The sequence below is a fragment of the Serratia sp. Ae19-1 genome (assembly GCF_059801225.1).
In genome coordinates, this window is the sequence record NZ_JBCHWD010000003.1 from 438,751 (window position 1) to 451,851 (window position 13,101).

The 13,101-nt window shown below is 56.8% G+C and carries 12 protein-coding genes and 1 pseudogene; 8 read left to right on the top strand and 5 right to left on the bottom strand.

What is annotated here, in order from left to right; translation table 11 throughout:
• Positions 1-6: 6 nt before the first annotated feature.
• The gene (locus tag AAIE04_RS12275) at positions 7-738 is read right to left on the bottom strand and encodes a nucleoside/nucleotide kinase family protein (RefSeq protein ID WP_019453573.1); all 732 of its coding nucleotides are present in this window, start codon (positions 736-738) and stop codon (positions 7-9) included.
• Between the two features lie 368 nt (positions 739-1,106).
• Here AAIE04_RS12275 and AAIE04_RS12280 point away from each other — a divergent pair, with 368 nt between their 5' ends.
• From AAIE04_RS12280 to lptG, 7 genes are all read left to right on the top strand, one after another.
• Positions 1,107-1,832 (top strand): nucleoside/nucleotide kinase family protein, encoded by a 726-nt coding sequence (locus tag AAIE04_RS12280; protein ID WP_074053685.1) that lies wholly within the window; start codon positions 1,107-1,109, stop codon positions 1,830-1,832.
• Positions 1,833-1,862: 30 nt separating this feature from the next.
• Positions 1,863-2,657: a nucleoside/nucleotide kinase family protein gene (locus AAIE04_RS12285; RefSeq protein WP_498577022.1), complete on the top strand. Its 795-nt coding sequence runs from the start codon at positions 1,863-1,865 to the stop codon at positions 2,655-2,657.
• A 72-nt stretch (positions 2,658-2,729) separates the two neighbouring features.
• On the top strand, positions 2,730-4,067 hold the full coding sequence (locus AAIE04_RS12290; protein ID WP_019453576.1) for a lipopolysaccharide biosynthesis protein: 1,338 nt from the start codon (positions 2,730-2,732) through the stop codon (positions 4,065-4,067).
• Positions 4,064-4,933, top strand: coding sequence for a hypothetical protein (locus AAIE04_RS12295; RefSeq protein WP_063919713.1), 870 nt, complete (start codon positions 4,064-4,066; stop codon positions 4,931-4,933). Before AAIE04_RS12290 ends, AAIE04_RS12295 begins: the two co-directional genes overlap by 4 nt.
• Before the next feature lie 20 nt (positions 4,934-4,953).
• Positions 4,954-5,520 (top strand): YtfJ family protein, encoded by a 567-nt coding sequence (locus AAIE04_RS12300; RefSeq protein WP_498577070.1) that lies wholly within the window; start codon positions 4,954-4,956, stop codon positions 5,518-5,520.
• 28 nt (positions 5,521-5,548) lie between these two features.
• Positions 5,549-6,619 (top strand): LPS export ABC transporter permease LptF, encoded by a 1,071-nt coding sequence (gene lptF, locus AAIE04_RS12305; RefSeq protein WP_498577023.1) that lies wholly within the window; start codon positions 5,549-5,551, stop codon positions 6,617-6,619.
• Positions 6,616-7,695, top strand: a complete 1,080-nt coding sequence (lptG, locus tag AAIE04_RS12310; protein ID WP_498577024.1) for an LPS export ABC transporter permease LptG — start codon at positions 6,616-6,618, stop codon at positions 7,693-7,695. The genes lptF and lptG overlap by 4 nt, the downstream gene beginning before the upstream one ends.
• Before the next feature lie 134 nt (positions 7,696-7,829).
• On the opposite strand, the gene AAIE04_RS12315 is transcribed toward lptG, so the two are convergent.
• From AAIE04_RS12315 to AAIE04_RS12325, 3 genes and pseudogenes are all read right to left on the bottom strand, one after another.
• Positions 7,830-8,822 (bottom strand): PDDEXK family nuclease, encoded by a 993-nt coding sequence (locus AAIE04_RS12315; RefSeq protein ID WP_141967758.1) that lies wholly within the window; start codon positions 8,820-8,822, stop codon positions 7,830-7,832.
• Between the two features lie 416 nt (positions 8,823-9,238).
• Positions 9,239-9,436, bottom strand: a pseudogene (locus tag AAIE04_RS12320) (DUF6434 domain-containing protein); the annotation flags it as partial.
• Positions 9,437-9,646: 210 nt separating this feature from the next.
• The gene (locus tag AAIE04_RS12325) at positions 9,647-10,954 is read right to left on the bottom strand and encodes a serine hydrolase domain-containing protein (protein WP_498577025.1); all 1,308 of its coding nucleotides are present in this window, start codon (positions 10,952-10,954) and stop codon (positions 9,647-9,649) included.
• Between the two features lie 107 nt (positions 10,955-11,061).
• Here AAIE04_RS12325 and AAIE04_RS12330 point away from each other — a divergent pair, with 107 nt between their 5' ends.
• The gene (locus AAIE04_RS12330) at positions 11,062-11,955 is read left to right on the top strand and encodes a LysR family transcriptional regulator (protein WP_498577026.1); all 894 of its coding nucleotides are present in this window, start codon (positions 11,062-11,064) and stop codon (positions 11,953-11,955) included.
• A gap of 290 nt (positions 11,956-12,245) precedes the next feature.
• Here the strand turns inward: AAIE04_RS12330 and AAIE04_RS12335 are convergent, their stop codons facing one another.
• Positions 12,246-13,025, bottom strand: a complete 780-nt coding sequence (locus tag AAIE04_RS12335; RefSeq protein ID WP_498577027.1) for a hypothetical protein — start codon at positions 13,023-13,025, stop codon at positions 12,246-12,248.
• Positions 13,026-13,101: the final 76 nt, after the last annotated feature.

The window sequence follows — 13,101 nt, forward strand, 5'->3', positions numbered from 1 at the left end:
CGCACCTCAGTGCGCAGCCGTTGACACTCCATCAGCCGAATAGCGATATCCCTGCGCCGCCATAAATTCCGCGATGGCCTGTTCCGCCGCCGAAAGCACCTCCTCGATCGGCCGATCGGCATCGAGATCCACGATATCGGCGCCTTCGAACGTCAATAACGGCGTGACGGCGATCTTCTTCTCCAGCGCCGCTTTGCGATGATCGGGCTTGCGCGCGCAGGCCACGTCCAGACTGACATTCAGCTTGAGGACCAGATCCGGTTTTTGCCCCGCCATCCATTGGAACGCCGCCCGTTCGCGCGCCGCCAGCCAACGGACGAAACGGCTGCCTTCCACATCGACGGGAAATACTGTGCCGTCATACGCGCCGGGGATCTGCGCCTGTGGAAAACGGTCGGTCAACACGATGAATCCCTGCCGGCGAAACGCCAGCATGCGGCGAAACCGCAGCAGCCGCCGCCCCACGAAAGCGATGATCACCGCAGACGGCAACAAACCGATGCGGGATTTTTTCGTTTTGACTTTTTTGGTATTGCTCTCGATAGCCTTGCCCACCGAGCGCCCCAGCAGCGGCAATTTCGCCGCCGCGCGCCCGACGTTGCCCGCCTGTTTGCCCAGATGCACCTGCACCGCCGGGCCATAATGTTTCACATACTCGATCAAATGTTCGCAAACGGTGGACTTACCCGAACCGTCGCTGCCAATAACCGCAATCAACGGCGGAAATTTTGCACTCATAATCAAACTCTCTTTCAATGCGCCGGAAACGGCGCGCCTTATTTGAAGCGAAATATCACTCACGGCCGTGGCGACAGCGCGAAAGAAACTCTCTTCACGCGGAGCCAAACAGCACAAAAGATTAAGCGAAAATAAAAAACCTCCGCTCGTTTTCCGCCGTGGGTCAGGCCGGAAGTTAACATAAAAAGCGAAACCGACCCATGCACGGACAATTAGCACAAAATAACAAGAACCAACGCCATAAATATCAATTCAAATAACGAACCAAAATACAGATCTCATTATTTTATCGCAGCAAAGCACAATAAATATCTTGAACCCAAGGCGTATTGGAATACAATAGTTTTTTTCGCATTGGATCAATTATTGTGAGTCAGCAGATAAGACCTTCATCTGATCGCTCGCCCGTGCGCGTAATAGCGATAACCGGCTGTGACGGCTCGGGAAAATCCACATTGGCTGCCCGTTTGGTCGGCGCCTTATCGGCGCAGGAACCGGCAGAACTGCTGTATCTCGGCCAGTCTTCCGGGCGCATCGGCGAATGGATAAGTTCGCTGCCGATTATTGGCGCGCCCTTCGGCCGTTATTTGCTGAAGAAATCGCAGCGCGTGCACGATCGCCCTTCTACGCCGCCGGATAATGCCACGGCACTGGTTATTTTTTTACTTTCCTATTGGCGCGTTTATAAATTTCGCCGCATGTTGGCGAAAAGTCGCCGGGGCGCATTGCTGATTACCGATCGTTATCCGCAGGCGGAAGTGGCGGGTTTTCGTTTCGATGGCCCGCAGCTGGCGAAAACCGCCGGCGGCAACCGCTGGATCCGCTGGCTGAGAACACGCGAGCAAAACCTGTACCAATGGATGGCGTCTTATCGGCCGTTATTATTAATTCGGCTGGATATTGACGAGCAAACGGCTTATTCACGCAAACCCGATCACTCGCTGGCGGCGTTGCGTGAAAAGATCGCCGTTATCCCGCACCTGACGTTTAACGGCGCCAACATACTGGATTTAGACGGCCGCGAGCCGGCCAACCGTATTTTCGACGAGTCGCTGCGCGCCGCTCAAATATCGCTGAGGGCCGCCAATGCCTAGCCGCCAAATAACCTTTTCGTACCGAAACAGATGAATAAAAATAAACTTACTGCCGAACCGCACGCCTCCGCCACCTGCATTACCGGGCTGATTGCCGTAGTGGGCAGCGACGGCACCGGCAAGTCCACGCTGACCGCCGATCTGGTGAAAAACCTGCAGCGGCATCGCCCCACGGAGCGGCGCTATTTGGGGCTGATCTCCGGCGAAGACGGCGACAAAATCAAAAAATTGCCGTTCATCGGCGTATGGCTGGAACGGCGCCTGGCGGCCAAATCCGATAAAACTCAGCGCATGAGCAACAAGCCGCCGGCGCTGTGGGCGGCGCTGATCATGTACGGCTTTTCGCTGTGGCGCGCCGCCAACCTGCGCAAGGTGCGGCGGCTGGCGCAGAGCGGCGTGCTGGTGATCAGCGATCGCTATCCGCAGGCGGAAATATCGGGTTTTTACTACGATGGGCCCGGTATCGGCGTGGAACGCGCAAAAGGCGGTTTATTGAGCCGCCTGGCGGCGCGCGAACGCCGTTTGTATCAGCAGATGGCCGTCTATCGGCCGGAGCTGATCATTCGCCTGGATATCGATGTCGATACGGCATTTTCCCGCAAGCCCGATCACAGCTATGACGAGCTGAAAGACAAGATTGCCGCCATGGTGCGCCTGCAATACAACGGCGCGCACATCATCGAGCTGGACGCCCGAGCCCCTTACGACGAGGTATTGAGCAACGCGCTCAACGCCATTTCCGCCGTGGTGAACGCCGCGCAGCGCCCACAGAGCGACATCGGGCAATCCGGCGAGAGCGCCGGCAAAGAAACTCAGGTTTATTAAACGCATACAGGGCAAGTGCATGACTGCGGGACACAAGATGCAGAAAAATAACGATAACGGTTGGTTTGAGTCATGAAACGGTGGTTTTCCGATGGCGCGTTTCGTTCCATTTTACGTAACGCCGCCTATTTAGGTTCCGGCAGCGTGGCCAGCGCGCTGCTCGGCCTGCTGGCGCTCTCCTGCGCCGGTAAAGGCATGTCGCCTGAAATGTTCGGCGTGCTGGTGGTGATCCAGGCCTATACCAAAGCGGTCAGCGATTTCATCAAATTCCAGACCTGGCAGTTTGTGGTGCAATTCGGCACCCCGGCGCTGGAGCATCAAAATACCGGCCGCTTCCGCGACGTCGTCGCCTTCTCCTTCGGGCTGGATATCGCCAGCGGCGTCATCGCCGTGTTGGGCGGCATGGTCATGCTGCCGTTCCTGTCTCACGCCCTGGGGCTGGACAGCGAGAGCTTCTGGCTCGCCATGCTGTATTGCACGCTGATCCCGTCGATGACCTCATCCACGCCGACCGGCGTGCTGCGCGCCTTCAACCGCTTCGATCTCATCGCCATCCAGCAGGCGATCAAGCCGTTCCTGCAGGCGGTGGGCAGCGTCATCTCCTACTATTTCGATCTGGGGTTCCCGGGCTTTATCGTCACCTGGTACGCCTCTAACCTGATCGGCGGCACGCTGTTCTGGTGGTTCACCGCGCGCGAACTGCGCCGCCGCGATATCCACGGCGCGCTGCGGCCGCGGCTGTTCGACGTCGCGCGCCGCATCGAGGGCGCCTGGAACTTCGTCTGGACCACCAACATCGCCCATACCATCTGGGCTGCGCGCAACTCCTGCACCACGGTGCTGGTGGGCGTGGTGCTCGGGCCGGCCGCCGCCGGGCTGTTCAAGATCGCCATGACCTTCTTCGATGCGACGGGTACCCCGGCCAAGCTGCTGGAGAAAAGCTTCTATCCGGAGATCATGCGCCTGGATCCGCGTACCAAAACGCCGTGGCTGCTGGGCCTGCGCTCCTCGCTGCTGGCCGGCGGCATCGGCCTGGCCGTGGCGGTGTTGATGCTGCTGGTGGGCAAGCCGCTTATCTCCACGGTGTTCGGGCAACAATACCTGGAAGCCTATGACCTGATTCAAATCATGCTGGGCGCGATCATCGTCTCTATGATGGGCTTCCCGCAGGAATCCTTACTGTTTATGGCGGGCAAGCAGCGCGCCTTCCTGATCGCGCAGGCGACGGCCTCGGCGGCCTACATTGCGCTGCTGGTGTCGATGGCGTACGCCTTCGGCGTGCAGGGCGCCGCCTTCGCTTATTTACTTGGGCAATGTTTAGACGTTCTGTTATCCCTGATACCGACGATCGGCGCCTACCGCAATCGCTTTATGTTGGGGCTGAATGTGCCCAAAGAGAGTAATCAATGACCGCTAACACGAATTGGAAGAAGTTCTCCACCGAAACCACCCAGGCGCTGTTTGTCGCGGTGGAAGAGGACGATCTGGTCGAGGCGAATATCAGCCTGCCGCAGCAGATTGATTTGCACTGTTCCCCCGAGAGCATCCGGGACAACTACGCGCTGTGCCTGCAGTTTTGGGAAGACGGTTTTTCCCGCCGCGAGCTGCTGCAGCTGGTGAACGGTTTCCTGCAAGACCCGCAATTGGCGGCGGCCACCCGCATGCGCTACAAATATATTCGCGCCCGCTATAAGCACCTGCGCTTCGCCCAGCAGCTGTACGGCGCCTCTCATCGCGCCAACCGCCTGTTCCACACCACCACCGTGGTGCTCGGCCATTTTCAGGACGCATTTCGCAACGGCAACCAGAAGAACCTGACGCTGTACGGCAACCTGCTGCGGCTGCTGCTCAGCAAGCCGGTGTGGTCTTACGTGCGCTATGCGCTGCGCCACACCCGGCTGGAAAGCCCGCAAGGCTTTATCACCTACCGCCAGGAGCAGATGCGCTCCCTGCAGACGCTGATCGCCAGCCCGGCGCTGACCGGGCATCAGTTCCACGACGTGCGCAAAATCGTCAGCCGGCAGGTGTCGTTTTACGACACGCTGAGATCGATCGATCCCGATAACCGCGAAGCCCGGCAGATCTCGCGCTTCCTGGCGGCGATTAACGGCCTGATGGGCGACCGGCACGACGTGATGGTGGCGGACAAGCTGGCCGGCGGCGATATCTATGACCGGCCGGCGACGCTGGACATCGACATCCGCCAGCGCCTGGAGTTGCTGCTGGCGCGCTTTCCGCTGTCGTTTTCCCAGCCGGCCATCGCGGCGGGCAGATAAGCGCGTTGCTCAGAGCCATGATGACGTTACGCCGCTTGCTGCCCCTCGCCCTGCTGCTGACGCCGCTGGCGGCGCCTGCGCATAACTTCGTGCATGGCAAGCCGGTGGCGCCGATCGCCATCGCCGATCGCGGCGAGCTGCTGCTGCGCGACGGCGATTTCCACTACCGGCCGTGGAACAGCGCCAAACTGGCGGGCAAGGTGCGGGTGATCCAGTACATCGCCGGGCGCACCTCGGCCAAAAAGAAGAACTCGCTGCTGATCAACGCCGTCAAGGAGGCGAACCTGCCGGGCGATCGCTTCCAACCCACCACCATCGTCAACACCGACGACGCGATACCGGGCTCCAGCTTCTTCGTGCGCGGCAAGATAGAGAAAAACAAGCGGCATTACCCCTGGGCGCAATTCATCGTCGACAGCGACGGGCTGGGGCGCATGGCCTGGCGGCTGCCGGAAGAAAGTTCCACCATCGTGGTGCTGGACAAGACCGGGCGCGTGCAGTGGGCGAAGGACGGCGCACTCACGCCGCAGGAAGTTGACCAGGTGATCGCCCTGCTGCGCGCCCTGATCGACCAAGAGACGCCATGACGCGCACGCCGCCGGGAGCCGATAACGCATGTCTTTGATTGAACGCTATATCACGGTTGAGATCCGCCGCCTGGTGATGATAATCGCCGGGTTTCTGATCTTTATGTTCGCCAGCTACTCCGCCCAGCGCTACCTGACCGACGCCGCCAACGGCACGCTGGCGCTGCGGGTGGTGGCCGACGTGGTTTTCTATAAATCGCTGATCGCGCTGGAGATGATTTTGCCCGTCGCGCTGTATGTCTCGGTGGCGGTGGCGCTGAGCCAGATGTACAGCGATGCGGAGATCACCGCCATGCTGGCCGCCGGCGCCAGCCCGCTGCGGCTGTACAAGGCGGTGCTGATACTGGCCGTGCCGCTGGCGATAGCGGTCACGCTGCTTTCGCTGTATGGCAGACCCTGGGCGTACGCCAATATTTATCAGCTGCAGCAGCAGTCGCAATCGGTGCTGGACGTGAGCCACCTGCAGGCCGACAAATTCAACGTCAGCGGCAACGGCCGCATGATCCTCGCCAATCACGTCGATAAAACGGCCAACCACCTGACCGATGCCCTGATTTACGTACGCGGCGCCCATCACACCAACCTGTACCGCGCGCAGTCGGTGGAGGTGCTCGACGCCTCCCCCGCCAGCCCCGCCGTGCGGCTGAAAACCGGCACCGCCTACGCGCTGGATCGCCAGGGCAGCGACGACAACGGGCAGAACTACGACAACTTCGACATCGCGCTCAAACCGTTCGTGCCCAGCGCCGAGTCTCGGCATAAATCGGCCTCGCCGGCGGAACTGGCACGCTCCGCCGATCCGGGTGACGCCGCCGAACTGCAATGGCGCGAAAGCCGCGGGCTGACCACCGTGCTGATGGTGCTGCTGGCGATCCCCTTTAGCCGCATCAAGCCGCGGCAGGGCCGCTATGCTGCGCTGCTGCCCCTGACAATCCTGTTTACCGTGATTTTTTATGGCGGCAACATTTGCCGCACGCTGGTGGCCAACGGCTCTCTGCCGACGATCCCCGGCGTTTGGCTGGTGCCGATAGCGATGGCTGTCGGCATTGCCCTGCTGCTGGCGCGCGACCTATCCCTGCTGCGGAAAACTGCCCGATGACCATTTTTAGCCGCTACCTGATCCGCAACGTGTTCATCGGCTTCGCCGCCGCGGCCGGGCTGCTGATCCCGCTGTTCACCACCTTCACGCTGATCAACGAGCTGGAGGACGTGACCCCGGGCGGCTACCGCTGGCAGCAGGCGCTGCTGGTGACCGTGATGACCCTGCCGCGCAGCCTGGTCGATCTGGGGCCGTTTATCGCGCTGCTCGGCGGCATCGTTGGGCTGGGCCAGCTGTCTAAAACCCTGGAGCTGACGGCGATCCGCTCCGCCGGGATGTCGATATTCCGCATTGCGCTGGTGATGCTCGTCGCCGGGCTGTTGATGAACCTCTCGCTCGGCGCTCTCGATGAATGGGCGGCCTCGCCGCTGCAGCAGCGCGCGCTGCAGATGAAGAACAACGCGCTGACGCAGTCGAACGATAACGACGTGACCGTGAACCCGCTATGGGCGCGGCGCGGCAACGAATTTGTGACGGTAAAAACCGTCGATGAGAACGACCAGCCCCACGGCATTGAGATCTTCCGTTATCAGGCCAACCGCGCGCTGGAATCTTACATATACGCCGAAAGCGCCAGCACCTCTGCCGACGGCAGCTGGCTGCTGCACAATGTGATGCAAAAAAGCTGGCAAGGCAGAAAAGAGACGATTGAGCGGGTAAACAGCTTGCCGTGGCGATCGCTGTTCGCCGTGCCGAGCCTGAAAGAGCTGACCCTGCCGGCGGGCAGTTTCTCGCTGCAGCAGCTGGATCGCTATATCGATTACCTGCAGGGCTCGGGGCAGCCCAGCACCGAATACCGGCTGGCGCTGTGGAAAAAACTCGGCCAGCCCCTGCTGGTGCTGGCGATGATTCTGCTGGCCATCCCGTTTACCTTTACCGCCCCGCGCGCCCCCGGCATGGGCAGCCGGTTAGCGCTCGGCGTGATCGTCGGGTTGCTGACCTACATCGCTTACCAGATTGTCCTCAACCTAGGATTGCTGTTCGCCCTCAACGCGCCCTTCACCGCCCTCGCCCCGCCGCTTTTGATCCTGGCGTTGGCATTGGCGCTGGTTTATCGGTTTGATCGGCGGGGTTAGGGAAAGCGCTGATGCAGAGGCGTGCCTGGCATGCTTGCGGACAACGGAGAGAGTATCAAGCGGAACAATGCCATCACATACAGGGGCAAGGTTCCGCTTTGCGTGCTGAGACTCATCTGATTGGCCGCCTGGCATCAATCTTGCTGGTGCATCTCAATGTTATAGCCAAGGCTGGCAAACTTATTTATCAGCTTTTGAATAGAGCCAATACTCCATTGATTAGTCACTAGTACTATCTCACCGGAGGCAAGCTCAATGGTTTCATCATGAAATCGCTTACGCCGTGACGCAATCACATCCTGTTCAGCTTTAATAAGGCTGCGATGGATATCATCGCCAAACACGGACGCTATCGCCTGCATACCATACGGATTAGTATCCATAATCCATTCGTTCATCAGCTCATAGGCCAGATTTCTTTTATTATAAACCACACCCTTATAGATAAATTTCGAGTAATCTCTCTCTCCTTTTTCTTTGGCATCCCTGGCCTCCGTTTCTTTTCGTTTCTGTCTAACCAAGAAATCTTTTGCTTCGGGCAGTGGTATTATCTGTTCAAAATTGACCAATATCTTATCAAGGTGTAGATAAGGGCTTAACTTGAAACAGCTGACATTTAACCCGTTGTTGTTCAGCCAAAGTACCGTATTAGTCACTTCCGTAGAGAAATCAGCCGAGATCAGAACGATCCTTACCTGAGTATTGAAGTCAGCAATCTCACTTTCGTCTCGCTCACAAAACTTGAGTATCTCCTGCTCTGCGTTCTTAGCAACACCTTCTTTATCAAGATGTTTTTGGTAGCACTCCGCAGCATCATTAAACGTCATTTGTGAAACCATGGCGGCATACCTTACCGCCTGAAGCTCCATATGCGCACCTTGTTCATCCCGCTTCAGCTCAACGACAACCAGATTAAATGCCTTGTCGATACAGAGTAAATCAATTCTACGTTGACTATTTTCCCAATTGTTAAACTCTTCCTGGATTACCAGGCAATCGGGCAAAAAATCGCTCATATTCTTGGCTATTGCTGACTGAATATCCCTGCGTTCAAGGATCGATTCGCGCATAAATGTGGTTTTAGCAACCTTTTTGAATTCTTGATCTTCCAAAGTGAATAAACCCATGACTCCCTCATTATTAAATCTTAAATAGTTTAAGTTTGAAAACAATATTTCATGAATTTAATCTATCACGACGGAAGGAATTTCTCTCTTGGAAAAACAGTTGGTAGGCCTTCTGATATTAATGCAAACATGAGAAAGTTGATTATTGTTTAAATAATCAACATCAGCTCATGCGACCACCGCTGGTCAATATCTGGTTCTGGATTAATGGCCAAGTACTTACTTCTTCCGCCCTCTGGATTTTATCGCTATGCCTCATTCCAATAAGGCGCCCTGAAATTTCACACCTTGCCGGACTTTATGATAGAGAACCATTTGAAGACTTGAGCAAAATGAATGGCCGTTCTGGTACCCAACAATAAGGCGCTGCCCGTACCGTCCCCTAACCGGCTAGGGTTTATGAACGACCATGAGTGCCTGCGCCGCCACTCATCGGCGACATCACCTAACGTCTTTGGCATGTCATTGCGTATCCATGCCATAAATTCACGATCGAAGCGAAAATCTTCTCCGCACGCCTCAACCATGAAACGACGAACGTTTTGCGTATTTTTGTAGCTTTTGTCCACGATCGTGGCGCGTGTTAGCAATGCGCTATGCCAATCGATTTTCAATTTACCCACTCCTGTGAAGAGCCTTTCGATAAAGAGCTTCAGCCTGGCCTGACCTATCGCACTTTTGTCACGCCCGTTTCGGCGCAAAGTGGATGTGGTGAAAAGCATAGCCCAGCTCGCCATTTTCGCGCTGTTATATGTGCGGGCGCATTTATACCATCGCCTTCGAACAGGGGCGGAGTGGCAACCGCCCCTGTTCGCGCCGTGGAATTAACGCAATTCCTTGGCTATCGCACTAAACATCAGCGATGCCTCCAGCGGTTGGGCGCTGAAGGAAGGCTCCGCCTGCGGCCAGGTGGACCACTGGACGATCACCAGATTCTCCGCCTGATTGACCATAATCATCTGGCCGAAAATCCCCAGCGCCCACAGGGAATGTTTGAGGGAAGCCTGCGGAGCAGGTTCTACGTTAGTCGCATTCACTGGCACTTCGTTGTTCCACCATTGGAATCCGTAAATGCCGTCAGGATGCGCCGCCGACACCGAGCCCGCCGCCCGCGTCCAGTTGGACGACTGGGCTACCCAATCGGCTGGCAAGATCTGTTTGCCGTTCGGCAGCGTCCCGTTATGCAGAATGAACTCACCGAAGCGCCCCCAGTCTTCCAGCGTGGCGTTGAAGCCATGCGCGCCCACGTCATGCTGGCCTTTGGCGTAGGCATGCCACACGCCGTCGCTCGCCATGCCGTACGGCTGCCAGATGCTTTGCTCCAGATAGGCCGCCAGCGGCATGCCGGTAGCGCGCTCCAGCACGTCGCCCAGCAGCCATGCGCCGCCGGAGGAGTAAGACCAGTTCTGCCCGGCCGGATGCGCACGCTGCAGGCCGGCCACCAGTTTGCGCACGCAGGCATAGGTGCCGGGTTTGGCTTCACACTCGGTCAGCTGCGCGAAGTCCGATTTCGGGTTGGTGTAATCCTCATTCCACGCCACGCCGGAGGTGTGGGTGATCAGCTGCCTGAGGGTCACGCCATCCCACGCCGTGCCTTTCAGATCGGGTTCGTATTGCGTGATGAGATCGTCGAGCGAGCGGATCTTGCCCTGTTTAATCGCCACGCCCACCAACGTGGCGACCACGGATTTGCCCACCGAGCGCGACGTCCACAGCGTGGCGTCGGTATTGCCCTGCCCCAGATATTTCCAGGCGATTTTGCCCTCTTTCAATACCAGCATGCCGCTGACGTTCTGGCGCTGCAGGTAATCCTGCAGGTGGTAGGTTTTGCCATTAACCCGATAGCTGGCGTCGGTTAAAGGTTTAGCGGCAGCCGGCAGCGGTGTGGCATTGCTATGGTGAAATACATCCCCGGCATAGTTGCGGTAGTCGTTACGAAAACCGATCACCCGGTCGCTCTGGCTCCAGGTGAGCATCTTGTGCGTCTCCGGTAATTGCGCATCGAAAGGCGCAGGACAGGCGCTGAGTTCGGTGCCCGCGCAGGCGGCCAGCGCGGCGGGCGCCAGCAGGCCGCTGCAGAGACTGATGACGACGCCCGCCAATAGGCTGCGGTTAAACACTTTGCTTTTCATATTATTTCTCGCATAGCTCAGGAAGGCGTTCAGCTTAAAAAAACGCGGCCTATAATAAAAAACGCCTGATGGGGGAAAATCCCCCGAAAAATCGACGGGAGAACCGCGTGCCGAGCCTGATTTATTCCTTTGCCCAACTGGAAGCCTTCACCGCCGTGGCCGAGCACGGCAGCCTGGCGAAAGCCGCGCTCAAGCTGGGCAAAGACCGCACGACGCTGCGCGATTTGATTGATTTTCTCGAGGATGGCTTGGGCTATGCGCTGTTCCTGCGCGAGGGGCGCAGCCTGCACCTGACGCCGGAGGGCGAACAGCTGCAGCGCCAGGCGCACCTGCTGATGCGGCAGGTGAAAGCGTTTGAGGCATTTGCCAAAGACGTGCCGAACAGCGCGGCGCAGGAAATCTCGCTGGTCTACGATCCCTTTACGCCCCGCGCATTGCTGCAGGCGCTGATTGCCGCCATGGCCCAGCGCAATACGCGCCTGAGCCTGATTAACGCCTCGCGCGACGAGGCAGAAAGCCTGCTGGCAAACGGCCAGGCCGATCTGGGGATCTGCCAGGCGCGCCACCGCAGCGTGGGTGACACTATGGAGTGGCGCGCCCTAGGGGCGATAGAGATGGATTTTTACGCCGCTAAAACGCTTTTCCCCGGCGCGGAACAGCCGCTTTCGCTGCTGGAGCTCTCGCTCACGCCGCAGGTAATCATGCACCCGGACTCTGACGAACCGGTGGCGCGCCGCCTGCAAATTTCCGGGCACACAATATTTACTAACGAGCTGGAGATGCTGCGCGCCCTGCTCGAACAGGGCTGCGGCTGGGGATTCCTGCCGACACATATGCATGCCGAACAGTGGAAAAACGTCAACACGCTGCGCACCGAAGTGGGCAGCCAAGGGATCAGCCAAACCATGGTGACTATCTGGAAACCAGGCAATGACCGACGGACGCTGATTGATGAGACGCTGGCGCTGTTGCCGGGGTTGTGGCGGGGGGTTGGGGGGTGAAAAGTTGCTGCTAGATTAGCGGTGTTGTTACCAGAAGACGATCGTAGAGCTCATCGTCCACGTTGCTTTTTCGATCGTTCTTAGGCGGGGATTGTTGTTTTCTCCCAGTGAGCCCCTCACCACCTTTGCCCCATCGCTAAAGGTGCTGGTTTATTGATTTGATACACGGCATTAGAGGGGCTGCTTTGAGCGAGGAGCGGAAGTTCGCAATTGTTCTTGCAACTAGGGCAGCTAAAAGACACGGCAGGCAAATGTCTACATGTAGGATACACCTGCTATCATCAAGAATTTTAGTCCTGAAGCATTTTAACTTTCTTCTCATGCTTTTTATATTCGCCACTTATCCATTCAGGTTCTTCCCGAATAGCTGATCGCATACAGTGTATTGGGATATCATTCCAGAAAGCTGTAATCGCATCTGCAAACTCTATAAACTGTTTTTCTGTAACCTCAAGTTGCTCATGACGTAGACTAAATCTGTAGCCTCCTGGAATAGTGATATTCTGATAATACTCAGGATGCGCGACGGAAAGCTCCCGATGGGCATGGCCATCACCGTGCTTATAAACATTGACTACTTGGCGACAGGCATCGATTTTTTCGTAATAAGCCTTGCTGGTAATATCCATCCCAATCCATTCTAGAATTTCAATTAGCCTTGGGAAGCTGATGTCCCAGATCATCGATGTTACGGGTTTAGCGTCGAGCCAATGGCTGAATTCACGGATACACTTCTCTCGAAGTTCCTTATCGAACTGATGAAACATTCCTGCTGTCAGTGCAAGTGAAACCGTATTTTTCATATCACTGAGAGCAATCCAATGTGAAATTCCTTCATCATGAGCCTGTTCCCAGATAGCCCCTTCGTCGTCATAATCGGGGTCAAAACGCTTACCGGCGGCCTCGTAGTAATCTTTTTCTTTCTGCCGAACTTCAGCTTCAAGATCAGAATCGCTAAACTGCGAAAATAAACGCTTTCTGGCTTCAGCAACATAAAAATTGTGTTTATCGAGGAAGTAAGCCCGATCAATGGTTGCAAAATAAAAAAGTGAAAAATCTTTGTCGCTCATGGGGATCTCCCTCGTTCGTCAGTTGTACAAGCCCTTGGAAGTAGGCTGCTAATAAAGAAAAGATTACATTTGAACA